The sequence below is a fragment of the Nocardioides bruguierae genome, assembly GCF_023554635.1.
GTDB classification, from domain to species: Bacteria; Actinomycetota; Actinomycetes; order Propionibacteriales; family Nocardioidaceae; genus Nocardioides; species Nocardioides bruguierae.
Genome location: NZ_JAMJPH010000024.1, coordinates 156,269 through 175,939, shown reverse-complemented (window position 1 = coordinate 175,939; position 19,671 = coordinate 156,269). Strand labels below are relative to the sequence as shown.

The window sequence follows — 19,671 nt, the reverse complement described above, 5'->3', positions numbered from 1 at the left end:
CGGTCCAGCGGGGCCGCTCACGCCTCCTCCGTGGTCCGCGAGTCCGTGAGTGTCAGCGCACCGGCGGCCGCGACCAGCCCGACCACGACGGCGAGGACGCCGTACACGACCCGCTCCCCCGCGAAGTAGGACGCGACCAGGTCGCTGCTCCAGACCCCGCTGGGCAGCACGGTGGTGACCAGGACGGCGATCGCGGTGCCGACCACCGCGGTGCCGATGCTGGTGCCGACCTCCTGGGCAGTGTCGTTGAGCGCAGCGCCGACGGACGTGCGGTTCTCCGGCACGGCGTCGATGAGCGCGACGGCCCCGACCGCCATGAGGGTGCGCAGACCGATGGTCATCACGACCATCGAGCAGGCGATGGGCAGGTAGCCGTGCTCGACCCCCCAGGCCATGCCGGCCAGCCCGAGGAACAGCGAGGCCGCACCCACCAGGGACGCCCGACGGTGCCCGACCTTCGCGACGAGCGCGTCGGTGGCCGGCGAGACCAGCAGCATCGTGAGGATCATCGGCAGGTTGGCGAGGCCGGCGCGCACGGGGCTCCAGCCGTAGGCGTACTGGAAGTGTAGGATCAGGCCGAACATCACCGCGGCCACGGCCAGCGACGCGGCCACCTGGGCGAGCAGGGCGCCGCGCACGGTGCCACCGCGCAGCATCGCCAGGTCCAGCATCGGGGACGAGGCACGCCGCTCGCGCTGCCAGAAGCCGAGGCCCGCCAGCAGCGCCGCCAGCGCCGAGCCGAGGGTCAGCGGCGAGAGCCAGCCGTGGTCGACGCCGCTGGTCAGCGTCCAGCAGGCCAGTCCGATCGTGGCGATGGAGAGCAGGGCTCCCGGCACGTCCAGGCGGTCGTCAGTGAGGTCGTCGGGGTGGTCGGCGGGCACGCCGAGGCGCACCCCCACGACGGCGAGCAGCGCGATCGGGGCGTTGACGAGCAGCAGCCACTCCCAGCCGACGTGGGCCAGCGCCGTGCCGCCGAGCAGCGGGCCCAGCACGAAGCCCGACATCCCGACCACGATCATCACCGTGATCGCCCGCATCCGCAGCGCGGAGTCGTCGAAGAGCCGGAAGACCAGCGAGTTGGTGATCGGCGCCATCGCGGCCGCGGCGACGCCGAGCGCCGCCCGCAGTGCGATGAGCTCCCCGGTGCTGCCCACCAGGGCGGCGAGGAGGCTGAGCCCGCCGAAGGCCGTGAGCCCGACGAGCAGGACCCGGCGTCGGCCGAACCGGTCGGCCACCGAGCCGGCGGTCAGCAAGAGACCGCCGAAGGTGAGCGAGTACGCGCCGGTGACCCACTGCAGGGCCGTCGTCCCCGAGCCGAGGTCGCGGCCGATGGTGGGCAGCGCGATCGAGAGCAGGGTGTTGTCGACCATCTCGACGAAGAAGGCGAGCGCGAGCGCCGCCAGCGGGATCGCGGCGGCGCGGAGGGAGGGGTAGGTGCGGGGGCCGCTGAGCGGCGGGGAGCTGGTGGTCGTCATGGCGGCCTCCTGGGGCTCGGGTGCGTGGTTCGCACCGGACGACACCGAGCCTGTGGCCACCCGCTCTCACGCTGCTCTCACCGCGCTCTCACCGCCACCCCTCACGCAGCCCGGCTCAGCCGCCGGGCTCCTGCGGAGGCTCCGCGGGTCGGGTCGGTGGCAGCGGCTCCGCGGTGGTGTCCATGTCGGTGACCAGGCGCAGCTCCGGGGCCGGCCGGGGCGCGTGGCGATCGGCCAGGCCGTCGTCCCACTGCTGCTCCTCGGCGACGAACCGGCCGAGCCGCTGCGCGAGCAGCGCTCGGTCGGTGGCGCTGAGCCGGTACGGCAGGGCGACCTCGTCGGCGTGCGCGGCCAGCAGACCCGGGTAGTCCGGACGGCCGACGTCGGCGTCGCGGAACGACCGCGCGAACGCGCCCCACCAGTCCGCCAGCCCGGCCACCGAGATCCGCAGCCGGGTCCAGCGGTGCGCGGTCCACGCGGGCCCGTCGACGGAGCCCGGCTCCGGGCCGGCGAAGGCGTCCACCAGCTTGCGCCCGGCCCCGCGGCCCCGCGCACCCAGCGCCTCGACGACCTCGGCGGGCATGTCCAGGTTGAGGCCGCCCTCGCTGTCGCTGTGGAAGATCGTGACGACGCGGTTGCGGTAGCCGGGCATCGTGAGCTGCTGGTTGTCGACCCACGTCCGGGCGGTGCCCACGATCGCCCCGAGGAAGCCCAGCAGCCCGCCGACGCCCGCGGGGTCGAGGTGGCGGCGCGGGCGGTAGCGACCTGCCCCGGCGTCCAGCGGCAGGTAGGAGTTCTGCCCCTCGTCCTCGGCGTCCTGCCGGTGCACGTCACCGAACGCCTCCAGGTTGATCGCGAAGGTCGGGCGCCGCGGCAGCGGCGAGTCGAAGAGGTGGACGGGCAGGTTGGCGCAGATGCCTCCGTCGGAGAACCACACCGGACGCGGCGCGGCACCGTCCGCTCCCCCGACCCGCGCGTGGTCGACCGCGTGCAGCGGCACCGCCTGGATGAGCCCCGGGAAGCTCAGCGACATCCGCGTCGCCACGACCACCGGCAGGTCGTCGGGCTCCGGCCACGCCACCAGCCCGTCCTGCCGAACGCCGCCGCCGACCCGCACCAGGTGCTCCACCACGTCGGCCGGGAACAGCAGCGCCATCTCGTCCGGGTCGCACCAGTGCTCCCGGTTGGGCCACGGCATCGTCACCGGGTAGCCGCGGGTGAGGTCGGTGGTCATCACTCGCAGGCGCACCCCCGCTGCGCGCAGGTCCCCGAACGTCAGCACCGGGTCGCCGGGGCCGCGCCCGGCCAGGTCCTGCAGCCGCTCGTGCAACCAGGGGGTCAGGGCCTCGCCGCCGCCCGGGCCGGGCATGCCGGAGACGAGGCCGAACCGCTCGATGCGCCGCACGTCGGCCAGGAGCCCGCTCCCCACCGCCACGGCCGCCAGCCCCACCAGCAGCAGGAGCGCCGCCACCGGCACCAGGACGAGGCCCAGCACCCCACCCGCGAGCACGCCGGCCACCACCAGGCCGAGGGGCAGGACGGCCGCCAGCAGCAGCCGCAGCGCGTAGCCGCGTCCGACCGCCGCCGCAGTGGCCACCCACCGTGCCGCACCGGTGCGACCCAGCCCCGCGGTCAGCACGCCGAAGAGCCGCCGCTGCTCGGGCACCGGGCGGAACAGCCGGAACAGCAGGGACCGACCACCCGCTCCACGGGCGGTGAGCCGGCCGGCGAGGGCGTCCAGCTTCTCGAAGCCGCCCGAGGCCCGGCCGAGCTCGGCCGCCGCGGTCGCAGCCGCCGCGATGGCCCCGGCCGACGACCCGCCCACCGACCGGAAGCGGTAGACCCGCGCGAGCGTGCACGCGACGCCGGGGTAGATGACGCCGCTGGTCACCCCGCCCTTCATCACCAGGTCGCACTCGAGCCGCGGATCGCCGTAGGCATCCGACTCGGGGGTCTCGGCGTCGGTCTCGGTGTCGGTCTCGGTGTCCTGCGGGGCCACGGCGCCCTCCCTGGGTCTCGAGGTCTGGCTCACGGGGTCTGGATCACGGCGGTGCTCCTGTCTACCCCCGTGGGCATCCGCGCGACACCCCTCGCGGACGGGACCGATGGTTCAGAGTTAAATCTCCTCCCCCGGAGGCCGGAGGTCCCGCGAGTCCGAGACGTTGGTCCCGACCTGCTCCTAGGGTTCTGTGCCATGGACCTGGGGGGGACCTTCTTCGTGCCCGCGAGCGCACTCGCGCACGTCGTGCTGATCGCGGCCGGCGTCGGCTTCACCGGCATGGTGGCCACGACCCTGACCCGCGCGCTCGCCGCCCACGGCCGCACCACGCTCGGCCTCGTCGCCGGCAGCGTCACCCTCGGGCTCGCCGGCGTCCTGGCCGTCCAGGCCGGCGCCCTCGGCTGGGTCGGCACCCTGTCCTGATCCGACCTCCCCTCAGGGACGTCGGCACACCTCCTCGGGCAGACATCCCGGCACCACGGGTCGGCCCTGACGGACCGATCCGTCACCGATCGTCCAGGCAACAGTGACGATCCATCACCACTCACGCGACCCAGGTCACGAATCCGAGCCCGAATGTCACGGCTGCGTTAATTGCTGGTTCCAGGCGACATTCCTGAGTGACTTTTCGGCACAAGCCTTCCTACAGTCGAAGCACCACGTCACCAGATCGGCGCAGTGAGTCACCGAAGATCACTGCTAACCGAGGATCTGCACAGATCCGGTGACGGGTGATCACTCAGGAGGAACCACCATGCCGATGGCAGCCACCGAGGCCGCCTCGTACGGCCGCCCCGCCATCACGCCCGAGCTGGCCGCGACCCTCGTCGCCCAGCGCTACGGGCTCACCGGGGCCGTCACCGAGCTGGGCAGCCAGCAGGACCGCAACTTCCTCCTCCGTCCCGACACCGGCCCCTCGGGCGCCTCGGTCGGCGCCCTGGTCTTCAAGGTCTTCCACCCCGCCACCGACGCCGCCGTCGTCCACGACCAGGTGGCGGCGATGACCGCGCTCGCCTCGGCCGGCATCGAGGCCCCCGCCCCCGTGGCCGCCGCGGACGGCACGCTCGTGCAACGGGTCGCCCTGGACGGCGCGGACCACTTCGCGGTGGCCCTGCGCTTCGTCGAGGGCGAGCAGCTGGTCGACGAGCGGCACCTGCCGACCCACCTCGTCACCGGCCTGGCCTCGCTGGTCGCCCGGGTGAGCCGGGCCCTCGCCGACGTGCCGGCCACCGCCGACCGGGAGACCCAGTGGGACCTGCGGCACGCGGCCACCGTCGTCAGCGAGTTCGCCCCCGCCGTCCCCGAGGACCGCCGCGGGCGGCTCCTCGCCGTCACCGAGCGGGCCTGGGCACGGGTGCAGCAGGTGGCCGACGACCTGCCCGTGCAGCTGATCCACGGCGACATCACCGACGACAACGTGGTGGCCCGCACCGTGGACGCCCGCCCCCGGGTCGTCGGGGTCATCGACTTCGGCGACGTCGTCGGCTCGTGGCGGATCGGCGAGGTGGCGGTGACCCTCGCCTCGATGCTCCACCACGACCTCGACGACCACGGGGTGCTGCGCGCGATGACCGCCACGCTCGAGCAGGGCCTGGCCGCGGACGACGGCCTGCCGCTCACCCCGGCCGAGCGCTCGGCCCTCTGGCCGCTCGTGCAGCTGCGCTGCGCCGTGCTCGTGGCCTCCGGCTGGCAGCAGCTGGCCGTGGACCCGCACAACACCTACGCCACCACGCGGATGGCGCACGAGTGGCGCTCGTTCGAGACCGCGGCCGGGCTCGACGCCGACGCGATGGCGGCGCTGCTGCTCCCCCGCGAGGACGCGGACGCGAGCACCACCGAGGCCCCGGCCGCGCTGCTGGCGCTGCGCGGCGTCGACGGCGGCTCCCCCACGCCGCTCTCGTTCGCCCCCGACGGCGACGACGCCCCGTCCCGGCTGCTCCTGCGCCCCGACACCGAGGCGCTCGTCCTGCACCACGCCCTCGCCCGGCACCCCCTGGTCGTGGTGCCGCAGCGCGAGCCGCGGGTCACCTCGGCCCGGCCGGGCGTGCGCCCCGACCGCCAGCACACCTACCCGCTGGCCGCCGAGTCGGTCTCGCGCGGCGGCCACGAGCTGGTCACGCTGTCCGACGCCATCGTGCTGAGCGCCGGGCCCGGCACCCTGCACGTGCGGATCGGTGCCCACCGGCTCGAGGTCGCCGACGTGCAGCCCTCGCCCGCCTACGTGCCGGGTGCGCTCCTGACCGCGGGCGAGTCGCTGGGCCGCGCCACTCCCCTCGACCAGGTCAGCACCCACGCCGACGGCAGCACCACGACCCTCGAGCACGCCCGGCACCACCTGCGGCTGCGGCTGCTGCCGGCGTCCGCCGCGATCGACCTGCCCTGGGACTGCCCGGCCGACCTGGCCCCCGGGTACGGCGCGCTCGTCGCCGGCACGGACGCCGCCCTCGGCCTGGCCACCAGCGGCACCGACCACGCGGTCGACGCCGCGAGCGAGCAGGCCCGGCGCAACGCGTTCCTGCCCGACAACACCGAGCGCTACTACGCCCGCCCGCCGGTCTTCGTCCGCGGCTGGCGCAGCCACCTGCTCGACGCCGACGGCCGCGCCCACCTCGACATGGTCAACAACGTGGCCGCCATCGGGCACTCGCACCCGCGACTCCAGGCCGCCGTGACCCGCGCGCTGGGCAGGCTCAACACCAACAGCCGGTTCCTCTACCGCGACCTGGCGGACCTCTCCGAACGCATCCTCGAGACCACCCGCGGCGCCGACGGCACCTCCCCCTACGACTCGGTCGTGCTGGTCAACAGCGGCACCGAGGCGGTCGACCTCGCCCTGCGCATGGCCACCATCGCCACCGGCCGGCGCCAGGTCGTCACCCACGCCGAGGGCTACCACGGCTGGTCCACGGCCGCCGACGCGATCACCACCTCGGCCTACGACAACCCGCACGCGCTGGACTCGCGCCCCTCCTGGGTGACGGTGACGGACGTGCCCAACGCCTTCCGCGGCACCCACCGCGGCGAGGGCGCGGGCGCCGCCTACGCCGCCGACCTGAACGGCGTGCTCGACGGCCTCGTGGACGCCGGCACGGCACCCGCCGCGGTGATCATGGAGTCGATCCTCGGCAACTCCGGCGGCGTCGTGCCCGCCGCCGGCTACTCGGTGGCGATGCAGGAGGCCGCCCACCGGGTCGGTGCGCTGACCATCGCCGACGAGGTCCAGGTCGGCTACGCCCGCACCGGCGAGAGCTTCTGGGCCTTCCAGGCCGAGGGCGTCACCCCCGACGTCGTGGTCTGCGCCAAGGCCATGGGCAACGGCGTGCCCCTCGGCGCCGTGATCACCCGCAAGGAGATCAGCGACCAGCTCGGCCGCGAGGGCACCTTCTTCTCCACCACGGGCGGCTCCCCGGTCGCCTGCGCCGCCGGCCTGGCTGTGCTCGACGTCCTCGCCGACGAGGCCCTCCAGGCCAACGCCAAGGCCGTCGGCGACCACCTCGCCGGCCGCGTGGCCGAGCTGGCCGAGCGGCACGAGTCGATCGCCGCCGTCCACGGCCGCGGCCTCTACCGCGGCATCGAGCTCGTCACCGACCGCGACTCCCTCACCCCCGACGCCGCGCTCACCGCCGCGGTCTGCGAGGCCCTGCTGGCCCGCGGCGTCATCGACCAGGCCACCTCCGAGCGCCAGAACGTGCTCAAGGTGAAGCCGCCCCTCACCCTGACCGTCGAGGAGGCCGACTCCTACGTCGACGCCCTCGACGAGGTCCTCTCCAGGAAGTGGTTCTGAGCATGCCCACCCCCACCGCCGGACACGCGCTGCGCTGCAACGGCGACGTCTCCTTCTGGTACCGCGACGCCGGGCTCGGGCCCGTCCACCCGCCGCTGACCTCCTCCACCACCGCCGACGTCGTCGTGGTCGGCGGCGGGTACACCGGCCTGTGGACCGCCTACTACCTCGCCCAGGCGAAGCCCGAGTGGCGCATCGTCGTGCTCGAGGCCGAGACCGTCGGGTACGGCGCCTCCGGCCGCAACGGCGGCTGGCTGTCCTACGGCATGCCGGGCCTGAACCGGATGTACGCGGCCAGCCACGGCAAGCAGTCCGTCATCGACTTCCAGCGCCAGATCTTCGGGGCCATCGACGAGGTCGTGGCCGTCACCCGCGCCGAGGGCATCGAGGCCGACGTCGCCACGCAGGGCGAGATCGCCATCGCCACGACGCCGGCCCAGGCGGCGCGGCTGCGCGAGGAGCAGGAGTACTGCCTCGCGTGGGGCTTCGAGGACGAGGACCTGGAGCTGGTCAGCGGCGACGCCCTGACCGACCGCTTCGCGCACCTCGCCGGCGGCACCGTCGGCCTCTGGTCGCGCCGCGCCGCCCGCGTCCAGCCGGCCAAGCTCGTCTCCGGCCTGCGCGACGCCTGCCTGCGCCTCGGAGTGGTGGTGCACGAGCACACCCGCGTCACCGACATCGCCCCGCACCGGGTCACCACCGGCACCGGCGACACCGTGGACGCCCGCTGGGTCGTCCGCGGCACCGAGGCCTTCACCGCCGACCTGCCCGGCCAGCGCCGCACCTGGCTGCCCAAGCTCTCCAGCGTGCTGGCCACCGAGCCGCTCTCGCGCGCGCAGCTCGAGAGCGTCGGTTGGGCGGACAACGCGGTGCTCACCCGCGACGCGGCCCACTCCTTCTCCTACATCCAGAAGACCGCCGACGACCGGATCGTGCTCGGCGGGCCCGGCACCCCCTACTACTGGGGCTCGGGCCGCGACAGGCACGGCGAGACCCCGGTGGCCTCCGTCGAGGCGCTCACCGCCAGCTTCGACCGCCTGTTCCCTGCCCTGGCCGACGTCGCCTTCGACCACACCTGGACCGGCGTGCTGGGCATCCCCCGCGACTGGTCCGCCACGGTCGACGCCGACCCGGCCACCGGCCTCGCGGTCGCGGGCGGCTACGTGGGCGACGGCCTCTCCGCCAGCAACCTGGCCGGCCGGACCCTGCGCGACCTGATCCTGGGCGAGGACACCGCGATCACCCACCTGCCCTGGGTCGGCAAGAAGGTCCGCCCCTGGGAGCCCGAGCCCGCACGCTGGCTCGGCGTGCGCGGCATGTACCGCGTCTACAGCGCCGTCGACGCCCTCGAGCGCCGCAGCCAGAGCCCCGAGACCTCGCGCCTGGCCACCCTCGCCAACCGGATCTCCGGCCGTCACTGACCGGCAGCACTGACGCCAGATCGGATGAGCCTGTTGAACACCACCCCGTCCCCCGACGCCACCGCCGCCCCCGGCGGGCCGCTGCTCGTCGTCGACTCGCTGACGAAGTCGTTCGGCGACCACACCGTCCTGCGGGGCGTCGACCTGCACCTCGACAAGGGCGAGGTCGTCGCCCTCATCGGCCCCAGCGGCGGCGGCAAGTCCACGCTGCTGCGCTGCATCAACCAGCTCGAGCTGCCCACCAGCGGCCAGGTCACCCTCGACGGCACCCCGCTGGTCAGCACCCGGGGCGGCGCGGTCGTGGCCCCGTCCGCGAAGGCGCTGCTGAGGGTGCGGCGCCAGATCGGCATGGTCTTCCAGTCGTTCAACCTGTTCGCGAACATGACCGCCGAGCAGAACATCGTCTTCGCCCAGCGCGCCGCCCTCGGCACGGGCAAGGACGAGGCGCGCGAGCGTGCCCGCACCCTGCTGGAGCGCGTCGGGATGGGCCACAAGGCCGGCTCCCACCCCTCCCAGCTGTCCGGCGGCCAGCAGCAGCGCGTCGCGATCGCCCGCTCCCTGGCGCTCGACCCGCGCGTGATCCTCTTCGACGAGCCGACCTCGGCGATCGACCCCGAGATGCGCTCGGAGGTCCTCTCGGTCATGCGCGAGCTCGCCGAGGCCGGCATGACGATGCTCGTCTCCACCCACGAGATGGGTTTCGCCAAGCAGGTCTCGGACCGCACCGTGTTCCTCTGCGACGGCGGCATCCTCGAGGAGGGCCCCTCCCGCTCGCTGCTCGAGCAGCCCACCCACGACCGCACCCGGCAGTTCCTGCGGGCCATCGCGGAGGGCTGAGATGGACTTCTCCCTCCTCCCCGCCGCGCTCTGGCTGACCGCGCAGATCACGGTCCTCTCGGCGCTGATCGGCATGGCCGCCGGCGTCCTGGTCGTGCTCGCGCGCCGCAGCCGCGTCGCCCCGCTGCACTGGCTGGCCATCACCTGGACCGACGTCGTGCGCGGCGTCCCCCCGCTGGTGTGGCTGATGCTGGTCTTCCTCGGCGTCGGCGTCTTCACCCCGCTCGGGGCGGCCGTCATCGTGTTCGGCCTGGTCGCCTCCGCCTACTGCGCCGAGATCTACCGCTCCGGGCTGGAGGGCGTCGCGAAGGGTCAGTACGAGGCCCTCGACGCCCTGGGCATCCCGACCCGCACCGGCCGGCTGCGCGTCGTCGTGCCGCAGGCCGCGGTGATCTCCGCACCGGCGGTCGCCTCCTACGTGATCGGCATGGTCAAGGACACCTCGCTGGCCTCCGTGATCGGCGTCGCCGAGCTGACCTTCGTGGCGAACCGGGCCGCCAACCGCACCGGTGACGGGATCACCCCGTTCGTCACGGTCGGTGTCCTGTACCTGCTGCTCAGCCTCGTGCTGGCCCTCGTGGGCCGGGCCGCGGCGGCGAGGGCCGAGTCGGGGTGGGCCGCCTGATGAGCGACTTCCTCGCCGACGCCGTCTCCTGGCTGCCCGACCTGCTCCGCGGCCTGGGCCACAGCCTCTGGCTCACGTTCGTCTCGCTGCTGCTCGGCCTGCCGCTGGGCCTCGTCCTCGGCTACGTCACCGAGCGCACCACCTCGCGACCGCTGCGGTGGCTCCTGGTGGCCGTGATCGAGCTCGCCCGGGGCCTGCCCGCCCTGGTCGTCCTCTACCTCATCTACTACGGCCTGCCGAGCGTCGAGGTCGTGCTCAGCGCCTTCTGGTCGATCATCGCGGCGTTCACGTTCTCCAACGCCGGCTACGTCAGCGAGATCGTCCGTGGGGCCATCCGCGGCATCCCCGCCGGCCAGCTGGAGGCCTGCCAGGCCCTCGGCATCGGCCGCGCGCGGACCTTCGCCTCTGTGATCGCCCCGCAGGCGCTGAGGATCTCGACCCCGTCGCTGGTCGGCTACGCCGCCATCGTCTTCCAGAGCACCTCGCTGGCCGTCGCCGTCGCCGAGCCCGAGCTGCTCAACGCCGCCTACAACATCGGCTCGATCACCTTCCAGTACCTGCAGGTGTTCATCGTGGCCGGTGCGCTCTACGCCGTGGTCGTCATCGCCGCCTCCCGGTTCGCCGGCTGGCTGGCGACCCGCACCCAGTACTGAGCGGCCCGCCGCTCCCACCGACCGCCGTCGCCCCGCCCCCGACCGGGGCGGCGGCCCGCACCACCCGTCCCACCGCAGCACCCAGCACAGCACCCAGCACAGCCCGCACCGCAGGCGCAGCGTCGCGCCGCCGTCCTCTCGCCCGACCCCTCTCGCCCGACCCCTCTCGCCCGACCCTGAAGGATCGACATGACCCGCACGACCAGCACCAAGCGACGCGCCGCCCTGATCGCCGTCGCCCCGCTCCTCGCGCTCAGCATCTCCGCCTGCGCCGACAGCTCGACCAACACCACCGGCGAGGTCGAGGCCGACTGCACCCCGGCCCACCCGGACCTGACCACCGTCACCGAGGGCACGCTCACGGTCGCCGCCGACGTCTCCCTGCCCTACGTCGACGTGGACGACTCCACCGGCGAGCTCGGGGGCGTGGACGGCCTGGTGCTGAACCAGATCGCCGAGATGGAGTGCCTGACCATCACCAACGCGACGATCCACGGCTCCACCGCCATCGGCTCGGTGCAGCAGGGCCAGTCCGACCTGGCCGCCGGCGGCTGGTACTGGACCAAGGCCCACGGCAAGGTGCTCGGCCAGACCGACACCGTCTACTACGACTTCACCGCGGTCGCCTCGCAGGACGGCCAGTACTCCTCGCTCGACGACCTGGACGGCCTCACCGTCGGCGTCACCCAGGGCTCCCTCTACGTCGAGGAGCTCCAGGACGTCTTCGGCGCCGACAACGTCAAGCAGTACGAGACCCTCACCCAGGCGATGACCGACCTCACCAACGGCCGCATCGACGCCACCATCGCCGGCTCCGGCGAGACCGGCTACCAGCTCTCCCAGCTGGACGGCACCACGCTCTCGATGCAGCCCATCGAGGCCGACGACCGCCTCGAGGCGTCCCTGTCCTACGGCCAGGTCAACTTCCCCCACACCCTGGGCAACGACTCCCTCACCACGGCGCTGGACGAGGACATCGCGACGCTGCGCGAGGACGGCAGCGTGCAGGACGCGCTCGACACCTACGGCCTCACCGACGAGGCCAACTTCTCCGGCAACTGATCGGCACGCAGATCAGACCGACCACGACACGCCGGGCGGCGGGCGACCCCCGCCGCCCGGCGCGCCCCGAGGATGGAGGCGTGATGGACCTCGACGACGTCGACCGCAAGATCATCGGCGCGCTGGAGCGCGACGGCCGGACCGGCTACCGGGAGCTCGCCGACGTCGTCGGCCTGACCCCCGGCGGCGTCCGCAAGCGCGTGATGCGACTGATCGAGGAGGAGGTCCTCAAGGTCGTCGGCATCACCGACCCCCTCAAGATCGGCTTCGAGGCGATGGCGATGCTGGCGCTCACCGTCGAGGGCGACCCGTACGAGATCGCGGAGGCGCTCTCCGCGATCCCGCAGGTCGTCTACGTCGTCATCGGCGCCGGGCCGTTCGACGTGCTCGTGGAGGTGCTCGCCGAGGACACCCGTCACCTCTCCACCGTGATCAACCGCGAGGTCCGCGCCGTGCCCGGCGTCCGCAGCCTCACGACGTTCACCTACCACGACATCCACACCCACCGGTTCACGTGGGGCGAGCAGCAGGTCGACGGCGCACCCGTCGCCGCCGGCGAGCCCCACGAGGAGCCCGACCAGACGGACTGACGTTGACCGAGCACCGCCCCATCCCCTCCACCGCACCCGCCACAGGTGCCCCCGAGATCGCCGACCTACGGGTCGTCTACGCCGGGATCGGGGACGACCTCGCCCACGAGCGCGGCGTCCTGGAGGGCTGGGGCGTGGCCGGTCTCGAGCTCCTCGAGGCCGACCCCGGCGACGGGTCCGTCGACGCCCTCGTGGCCGCCTTCGCCGACGCCGACGCGATCGTGACCGAGGGCCTGGCCATCACCCGCGAGGTCCTCGAGCGTCTCCCGCGGCTGCGCGCCGTGGCCCTGCAGAGCATCGGCACCAACACCGTCGACCTCGCGGCCGCGGCCGAGCGCGGCGTCGCGGTCTCCCACGCCCCTGGCTTCTGCGTCGACGAGGTCGCCACGCACACCGTGGCGATGATCCTCGACCTGGCCCGCCACGTGACCCGGTTCGACCGCCGGGTCCGGGCCGGCGCGTGGGACCCCCTGGACGCCTCCCTGCCGATGCCGCGGCGGCTGCGCGGCCAACGGGTCGGGCTCGTCTTCTTCGGTGCGATCCCCCGGGCCGTCGCTCCGCTGCTGCACGCGTTCGGGCTCGAGGTCGCCGTGTGGGCGCCCACGTGGAGCGCCGAGGACCTGGCCGCTGCGGGCGTCACGCCGGTGGGCTCCCTCGACGAGCTGCTGGCGACGTCCGACGTCGTCTCGCTGCACTGCCCCCTGCTCCCCTCGACCCACCACCTCGTCGGCGAGCGCGAGCTGCGCCTGATGAGGCCGAGCGCCGCGCTGGTGAACACCGCGCGCGGTGAGGTCGTGGACGAGGCCGCGCTGGTCGCTGCCCTGCGCACCGGCACGATCGCCGCCGCCGCCATCGACGTGATCGAGGACGAGGACAGCGGCCGCACCGCGCTGGCCGAGCTGGACAACGTGGTGCTGACCCCGCACTCGGCCTTCCTGTCGGCCGAGTCGTTCGTGCAGGCGCGCGAGATGGCGCTGGCCTGCGTGGTCGACGTGCTCGTGCACGGGCGAAGCCCCCGGCACGAGGCGCCGCTCCCCCGCACCGTCTGAGGCACTGAGGCCGGTCTCGCCGGTCTCGAGGCTCCTCGCTGGCGCTCGTCGCACCTCGACCACCGAGGCCGGTGGTCGAGGTGCGAGGAGCCCCGGCGACGAGCCTCGAGGCCGCCGCACCCACCGCAGGCGCCCGTCTCAGACGGGCAGCAGCGAGAACGTCCAGGCTGCGAGCGGAGCCAGGCCGACGACGAGGCCGGCGTAGACGAGCATGCGGCGGTAGAAGTCGTCGCGGTGCTCGGCATCGACGTTGGCCAGCACCAGGGCGCCGTTCGTGGAGAACGGGCTGACGTCGACGACGGTGGCCGAGATCGAGAGCGCCGCCACGAACCCGACCGCACCCAGCTCGCCGGACTCCAGCATCGGCGCGGCGATCGCCAGCGCCACGCCGATCGTGCCGATCGAGGAGGCCAGCGCCGAGACGATGCCGGCGAGGTAGCACAGCAGCAGCGCGGCGACGAGCGGGACGCCGAGCGCGGCGATCCCGCCGCTGGCCCACTCGACGGTGCCGGCGGCCTCGAGCATCGCGATGTAGGTGAGCACGCCGCCCACGAGCACGACGGTGCTCCACGAGACGTTCGCCAGGCAGACGCGGGCGTCGTCGGGGCGCATGAGCGCGAGCACGGCCGCCGCGCTGAGGGACAGCACGCCGATGTCGAGCCCGAAGGCCGCCGTCCCGACCGCCATCACGGCCAGGCCGAGCAGGGTGACGCCCTGGTAGAGGTCGATCCCGGAGGTCTGCGCGGAGGTCTGCGCGGAGGCCTGACCTGGGGCCTCCGCCTCGGACGCGGGGGCGCCCGCGAGGTCCTCGGTGCGGCCGAGCAGGGAACGACCGCCCATGGTGAGGAACACGATCAGGGCGATGACGGTGTTGAACACGAAGCTGGCCAGGAACAGGCCGAGGCGGCTGCCGCCCAGGTCGTCGCCGGCGAGGAAGCTGTTGACGAAGAGCCCGTAGACGCTCAGCGGCGAGAACGCGCCGGCCATGCCGCCGTGCACGACCATCATGCCCATCATCAGCTGGTCGATCCGGTACCGCCGGGCGAAGGGCACCGCGAGCGGCGCGACGACGGCGATCGCGAAGATCGCGCCGACGGACATCAGCGCGCCGGTGAGGGCGAAGAAGATCCAGGGGGCCAGCGCCACCTGCCCCCGGACGAGGCGGAGCCCCGCGCGCAGCAGCAGGTCGATGGTGCCGTTGCGCTGGGCGAAGCCGAACAGGAACGTCAGTCCGGTCAGAGCCACGAACAGGTCGACCGGGAACCCGGCGAAGACCTCGTCGGTGCTCAGGCCCGCCGCGGCGCCGACGCCGAACGCCGCGACGAGGGCGAGGACGCCCAGGTTGACCGAGCGCGCGGTCGCGAGCACGAAGATCAGGGCGAGCACCAGGACGGTGACCAGCTCGAGGTTCACGGGGCTCCTTCAGGCCCGGCCCGGAGGCCGGTGGGTGTGCGGACGTGCACCCCCTTCCCTACATCAGTCGGACAGTGACGTCCGACCCCCGACCCGGGCGTGAGACCGCCTCGACGGCCACCGAAGGCTGTGCTGCGAGGCGCCGCGGCGGTCACGCCGTCGACAATCCGAGAAAAGGTCCGTACATTGTGGGAACAACCCCATGGGGGGTTACGTTCGGACCATCGACAGACCAGCCGCACGGCTGGCCCGCCCCCGTCCCACCACAGGAGGACCCGGTGCCCCTCACCGTCGAGATCATCGAGACCAGCGAGCTCGGAGACCGCAGCTACCTCGCCCACGACGGCGCCGTCGCCGTCGTGATCGACCCCCAGCGCGACACCGACCGGGTCACCGCCCGCGCCGCCGAGATCGGCGTCCGCGTCGTCGCGGTGGCCGAGACGCACATCCACAACGACTACGTCACCGGCGGCTACCACCTGGCGCAGGAGACCGGTGCCGACTACCTGGTCAACGCCGAGGACCCGGTCGCCTTCGAGCGCGTCGGCGTCAGCGACGGGGACGTCCGCACCTACGGCGACCTCGAGGTGACGGTCGTGTCCACGCCCGGCCACACCCACACCCACCTGGGCTTCGTGATCGCCACCCCGGGCACGGAGAACCCGGCGGCGTTCACCGGCGGCTCGCTGCTCTACGGCTCGGTGGGCCGCCCGGACCTGCTCGGCCCCGACTACACCGACACCCTCGCCCGCGCCCAGTACCGCACCGCGCACAAGCTGGCCGAGATGCTGCCCGACGAGGCCCCGCTCTACCCCACGCACGGCTTCGGCAGCTTCTGCTCGGCCGGCTCCGCGACCGGCGGCGACGGCTCGACGATCGGCACCGAGAAGGCGCGCAACGACGCCCTGACCACACCCGACGAGCAGAGCTTCGTCGACGGCCTCGTCGCGGCACTGGCGGCCTACCCCGCCTACTACGCCCACATGGCCCCGCGGAACCTCGAGGGCCCGGCCGAGCCGGACCTCAGCGCCCCCGAGAGCGTGGACGCCGCCGGCCTGCGCGCCGCCGTCGAGGCCGGCCACTGGGTCGTCGACCTGCGGGACCGGAAGCTCTACCCCGCCGCGCACGTGCCCGGGTCGATCTCGGTCGACATCTCCGGCGCCTTCTCCACCTACCTCGGCTGGATCCTCCCCTGGGGCACCCCGCTGACCCTGATCGCCGAGACGGCCGAGGACGTGGCCGCCGCCCAGCGCCAGCTCGTGCGCATCGGCATCGAGCGTCCGGCCGGTGCGGCCGTCGGCGCCATTGCCGACCTGACCGCGGGCGATGCCGCCTCCTACGAGACGGTCGACTTCGAGGCCCTGGCCACCCGGATCAAGGACGGCGAGGCCCCGCTCGTGCTCGACGTGCGGATGGACTCCGAGCACCTGGCCTCCGAGATCCCCGGCTCGGTGCACGTGCCGCTGCACGAGCTGCTCGACCGCCTCGACGACGTGCCCGCCGGCCAGGTCTGGGTCCACTGCCAGTCCGGCTTCCGCGCCTCGATCGCGGCCAGCCTGCTCGACCGCGCCGGCCGAGACGTCGTCCTGGTCGACGACGACTACGACCGCGCCGGCGAGCTCGGGCTCACCGCGTCAGCCTGATCCGTCACCAGCACTCCGTCGGCACCCCGCCGGCACCCGCGAAAGGTGCTCCACATGCGCAACATGGGTCTGCTCGACCGCCGCGTCCGCGGCTTCGTGATCGCTCCGCTCCTGCTCGTGACCGGCGTGCTCGTCGGTCCGGTGGGCGTCGCGTCGATCATTCTGTACGTCCTCGCGGCCGTGATGGCGGCGACGTCCGCCGTGGGCTTCTGCCCGCTCTACGCCCCGTTCCGCCTGAACACGGGCGCCGGCAAGCACTGACGCAGCAGCACCCTCAGCGAGGGTCGGGGACATCGGCGGACCACCGCGTCTCCCGCTCGGCCGGGCTCTGCTCCCACCAGGGCGTGCCGCGCTCCCCCAGCGCCACCTTGGCGGCCTGGACGCCGTCGCGCGCGGCTCGCTCCTCGTCCGTCCCGCGCGTCCGCCGGACCTCGCGGCGCCAGGCCATGAGGATCTTGGTCAGCTCGTCACGACGCGCCTCGGGGACGTCGGGGTCGGTCGCGCGCCAGCGACGCCCGTCGACCACGATCCAGCGCCCGTCGTCGGTCGGTTCCGCCGCTCTGCCTGCCACGGGAGCAGCCTGGCGCGCCAGGCCCTGGCGCACCCCGCCCGCGCGTTAGTTGAATCTTGTATCGTCGGGGCGTGACCACCCGCCAGCTTCGCCGCGCCGCCACCACGACCGCCGCCGCGGCCACCCTCGCCCTGCTCGCCGCGTGCGGCGAGGACGGCACCGGCGACCGGGCCGTCTCGGCCGACGGCACCCCGCCGACGTCCGCCCTGGCCGCCGGCACCCACCTGGGCGCGGTGGAGATCACCACCGCCGACGAGCCGGGGCTGCGGCGCTTCTACACGCGCGGGGTCGGCCTGGAGGTCCTCGAGCGCACGGACGAGGCGACGCTGCTCGGCAGCGACGGCACCGGGCTGCTGCGACTGGTGGTCGACGACGCCCCGGCCGACGACCCGTCGGAGGCCGGGCTCTACCACTCGGCCTTCCTCTACGACGAGGCCTCGGAGCTGGCGGCGGCGCTGCTGCGCTCCTCCCAGGTCGCCGGGGCGGCCTACCAGGGCTCGGCCGACCACACCGTCAGCCTGGCGTTCTACCTCGGCGACCCCGACGGCAACGGCGTGGAGCTGTACCTGGACCGCCCGGCCGAGGGCTGGGAGTGGACCGAGGAGGGGGTGACGATGGGCAGCGCACCGCTGGACCCGAACGCGTTCATCGGCGAGAACCTCGACGAGGCCGACCTCACCGCGACCCCCGACGGCGTGACGCTCGGTCACCTCCACCTGCGCGCCGGCGACCTCGAGGTGGCGCGCGCCTTCTACGAGGACGCGCTCGGGCTCGCCCTCACCGCCCGGACCGACGGCGCGATCTTCCTCTCGGCCGGTGGGTACCACCACCACCTCGGGGTGAACACCTGGACGGCCGCCGGCGCCGGGGACCGGCCCGACAGCCTCGGGCTGCGCGTCGTCCGCCTCGTGGTGCCGGACACCGGCGAGGTCGACGCCCTGGCGACGCGGCTGGAGGAGGCCGGCGTGGCCGCCGAGCGCGACGGCGACACCGTCACCACCACCGATCCCTGGGGGACGACGGTGGTGGTGACGGTGCAGGCCTGACCGACCCGGCGCGACAGGGGTCAGTCCAGCGCGCGGTCGTGCGCCAGCGACGTCTTCGCCGTCTCCTTGGCCGCGAGCACCGCGACCACGGTGATGACGGAGGCGGCGACCACGTAGAGGGCCACCGCGGTGGTGTTGTCCCCGTCGCCGGTGGTGAGCAGCTGCACCGCGATGATCGGCGCGAGGGCGCCGGCCACGATCGAGGCCAGCTGGTAGCCGACGGAGGCGCCGGTGTAGCGCACGGTGGTGCCGAACAGCTCGGAGAAGAACGCCGCCTGCGGCGAGTACATCAGCGAGTGGAAGAACAGGCCGACCGCCACGGCCAGCAGCACCTTGCCGGGCTCGCCGGAGGTCGCCAGGTGCAGGAACGGGAAGGCCCACACCGCGACGCCCACGGCCCCGATCAGGTAGAGCGGGCGCCGGCCGACGCGGTCGGAGAGGGCACCGACCGCGGGGATCAGGAAGAACTGCCCGGCAGCACCGATGAGGAGCATCTGGAGGATGAGGTCGGTGCCGACGTCCGCGAAGTCCTTGGCGTAGGTCAGGACCACGACGGTGAAGATGTAGTAGGAGATGTTCTCCGCCATCCGCATGCCCATGGCGACCAGGACCTCACGGGGGTACTGACGCAGCACCTGGACGATGGGCAGGGAGGGCGCCTTCTCGGTGCGCGCCTCCATCTCGGCCTTCGCGTCGCTGTAGACCTTCGACTCCTCCAGCTGCAGGCGCACCCACAGCCCGATGATGACCAGCACGGCCGAGAGCAGGAACGGGACGCGCCAGCCCCACGCCTCGAAGGTCTCGTCGCTCTGCACGGCCGCGAGGATGAACAGCACCGCCGTGGCCAGCAGGTTGCCCAGCGGCACGCCGGCCTGCGGCCACGAGGACCAGAACCCGCGACGCGCGGGGTCGCCGTGCTCGGCGGCCATCAGCACGGCACCGCCCCACTCGCCGCCGACGGCGAAGCCCTGGAGCAGCCGACAGGCGAGCAGCAGGATCGGCGCCCCCAGGCCGATCGAGGCGTAGGTCGGCAGCAGGCCGATCGCGAAGGTCGAGGCGCCCATCATCAGCAGGGCGACCACGAGCATCTTCTTGCGACCGACGCGGTCACCGAAGTGCCCGAACACCACGCCGCCCAGCGGCCGGGCGACGAAGCCCAGCGCGTAGGTGCCGAACGCGAGAAGGGTGCCGGTGACCGGGTCGGAGGAGGGGAAGAACAGGGTGCCGAAGACGAGGGCGGCCGCCGAGCCGTAGAGGAAGAAGTCGTACCACTCCACCGCGGTGCCGACGAGGGACGCGAACACCACCTTGACGATGGGGGTGCGGGAGCCGCCCTCGTCGCCTGGGGGTCGGGTGCCGGTCTGCGCCGTGGTCACGTCGCTGCTCATGGGGTTCCTCTCATCGCTCTGTCTCGACCGGCGCACGTGGCGTCGGTCACAGCCAGCCACGGTAGGAACGCCGTTGCCCCCGGGGCGAGGTGTGGCCGGCACACCGTTCGCACCG

Annotated in this window: 17 protein-coding genes; 12 read left to right on the top strand and 5 right to left on the bottom strand. The window is 73.5% G+C overall.

Annotated elements, in window-relative coordinates:
- Nucleotides 1-17 precede the first annotated feature (17 nt).
- Nucleotides 18-1,475: an MFS transporter gene (locus tag M8316_RS13675; RefSeq protein WP_250055388.1), complete on the bottom strand. Its 1,458-nt coding sequence runs from the start codon at nucleotides 1,473-1,475 to the stop codon at nucleotides 18-20.
- Nucleotides 1,476-1,590: 115 nt separating this feature from the next.
- Nucleotides 1,591-3,474, bottom strand: a complete 1,884-nt coding sequence (locus tag M8316_RS13670) for a patatin-like phospholipase domain-containing protein (RefSeq protein ID WP_250055386.1) — start codon at nucleotides 3,472-3,474, stop codon at nucleotides 1,591-1,593.
- A 195-nt stretch (nucleotides 3,475-3,669) separates the two neighbouring features.
- Between M8316_RS13670 and M8316_RS13665 the strand changes: the two genes are divergently transcribed.
- The 9 genes from M8316_RS13665 to M8316_RS13625 all read left to right on the top strand — a co-directional run bounded on the left by M8316_RS13665 (nucleotide 3,670) and on the right by M8316_RS13625 (nucleotide 13,495).
- A complete protein-coding gene (locus M8316_RS13665) occupies nucleotides 3,670-3,897 on the top strand; it encodes a hypothetical protein (RefSeq protein WP_250055384.1) in 228 nt (75 codons plus the stop codon).
- Between the two features lie 331 nt (nucleotides 3,898-4,228).
- Nucleotides 4,229-7,258: an aminotransferase class III-fold pyridoxal phosphate-dependent enzyme gene (locus M8316_RS13660; protein WP_250055382.1), complete on the top strand. Its 3,030-nt coding sequence runs from the start codon at nucleotides 4,229-4,231 to the stop codon at nucleotides 7,256-7,258.
- Between the two features lie 2 nt (nucleotides 7,259-7,260).
- Nucleotides 7,261-8,679 (top strand): NAD(P)/FAD-dependent oxidoreductase, encoded by a 1,419-nt coding sequence (locus tag M8316_RS13655; protein ID WP_250055380.1) that lies wholly within the window; start codon nucleotides 7,261-7,263, stop codon nucleotides 8,677-8,679.
- A gap of 24 nt (nucleotides 8,680-8,703) precedes the next feature.
- The gene (locus M8316_RS13650) at nucleotides 8,704-9,516 is read left to right on the top strand and encodes an amino acid ABC transporter ATP-binding protein (RefSeq protein ID WP_372490178.1); all 813 of its coding nucleotides are present in this window, start codon (nucleotides 8,704-8,706) and stop codon (nucleotides 9,514-9,516) included.
- A gap of 1 nt (nucleotide 9,517) precedes the next feature.
- Entirely contained in the window at nucleotides 9,518-10,141 is a 624-nt protein-coding gene (locus tag M8316_RS13645) for an amino acid ABC transporter permease (protein WP_250055379.1), read from the top strand.
- On the top strand, nucleotides 10,141-10,794 hold the full coding sequence (locus M8316_RS13640; RefSeq protein WP_250055378.1) for an amino acid ABC transporter permease: 654 nt from the start codon (nucleotides 10,141-10,143) through the stop codon (nucleotides 10,792-10,794). The genes M8316_RS13645 and M8316_RS13640 overlap by 1 nt, the downstream gene beginning before the upstream one ends.
- Nucleotides 10,795-10,983: 189 nt before the next feature.
- Complete coding sequence (locus M8316_RS13635) at nucleotides 10,984-11,856, top strand: substrate-binding periplasmic protein (RefSeq protein WP_250055377.1); 873 nt, start codon at nucleotides 10,984-10,986, stop codon at nucleotides 11,854-11,856.
- Between the two features lie 83 nt (nucleotides 11,857-11,939).
- Nucleotides 11,940-12,446 carry an Lrp/AsnC family transcriptional regulator gene (locus tag M8316_RS13630; protein WP_250055432.1) on the top strand — a complete coding sequence of 169 codons (507 nt, stop codon included), beginning with the start codon at nucleotides 11,940-11,942 and terminating at the stop codon, nucleotides 12,444-12,446.
- 2 nt (nucleotides 12,447-12,448) lie between these two features.
- Nucleotides 12,449-13,495, top strand: coding sequence for a C-terminal binding protein (locus tag M8316_RS13625; protein ID WP_250055376.1), 1,047 nt, complete (start codon nucleotides 12,449-12,451; stop codon nucleotides 13,493-13,495).
- A gap of 138 nt (nucleotides 13,496-13,633) precedes the next feature.
- Here M8316_RS13625 and M8316_RS13620 read toward each other — a convergent pair whose 3' ends face one another.
- Nucleotides 13,634-14,908, bottom strand: a complete 1,275-nt coding sequence (locus M8316_RS13620) for an SLC13 family permease (RefSeq protein WP_250055375.1) — start codon at nucleotides 14,906-14,908, stop codon at nucleotides 13,634-13,636.
- 278 nt (nucleotides 14,909-15,186) lie between these two features.
- On the opposite strand from M8316_RS13620, the gene M8316_RS21160 reads away from it, so the two are divergent.
- Together M8316_RS21160 and M8316_RS13610 are read left to right on the top strand one after the other, a co-directional pair.
- Nucleotides 15,187-16,551, top strand: a complete 1,365-nt coding sequence (locus M8316_RS21160) for an MBL fold metallo-hydrolase (RefSeq protein WP_250055374.1) — start codon at nucleotides 15,187-15,189, stop codon at nucleotides 16,549-16,551.
- A gap of 54 nt (nucleotides 16,552-16,605) precedes the next feature.
- Nucleotides 16,606-16,812: a YgaP family membrane protein gene (locus M8316_RS13610; protein WP_250055373.1), complete on the top strand. Its 207-nt coding sequence runs from the start codon at nucleotides 16,606-16,608 to the stop codon at nucleotides 16,810-16,812.
- Between the two features lie 13 nt (nucleotides 16,813-16,825).
- On the opposite strand, the gene M8316_RS13605 is transcribed toward M8316_RS13610, so the two are convergent.
- Complete coding sequence (locus tag M8316_RS13605; RefSeq protein WP_250055371.1) at nucleotides 16,826-17,122, bottom strand: hypothetical protein; 297 nt, start codon at nucleotides 17,120-17,122, stop codon at nucleotides 16,826-16,828.
- 71 nt (nucleotides 17,123-17,193) lie between these two features.
- On the opposite strand from M8316_RS13605, the gene M8316_RS21155 reads away from it, so the two are divergent.
- Nucleotides 17,194-18,168, top strand: a complete 975-nt coding sequence (locus M8316_RS21155; protein ID WP_250055369.1) for a VOC family protein — start codon at nucleotides 17,194-17,196, stop codon at nucleotides 18,166-18,168.
- 20 nt (nucleotides 18,169-18,188) lie between these two features.
- Here M8316_RS21155 and M8316_RS13595 read toward each other — a convergent pair whose 3' ends face one another.
- On the bottom strand, nucleotides 18,189-19,556 hold the full coding sequence (locus M8316_RS13595; protein ID WP_250055367.1) for an MFS transporter: 1,368 nt from the start codon (nucleotides 19,554-19,556) through the stop codon (nucleotides 18,189-18,191).
- Nucleotides 19,557-19,671 lie beyond the last annotated feature (115 nt).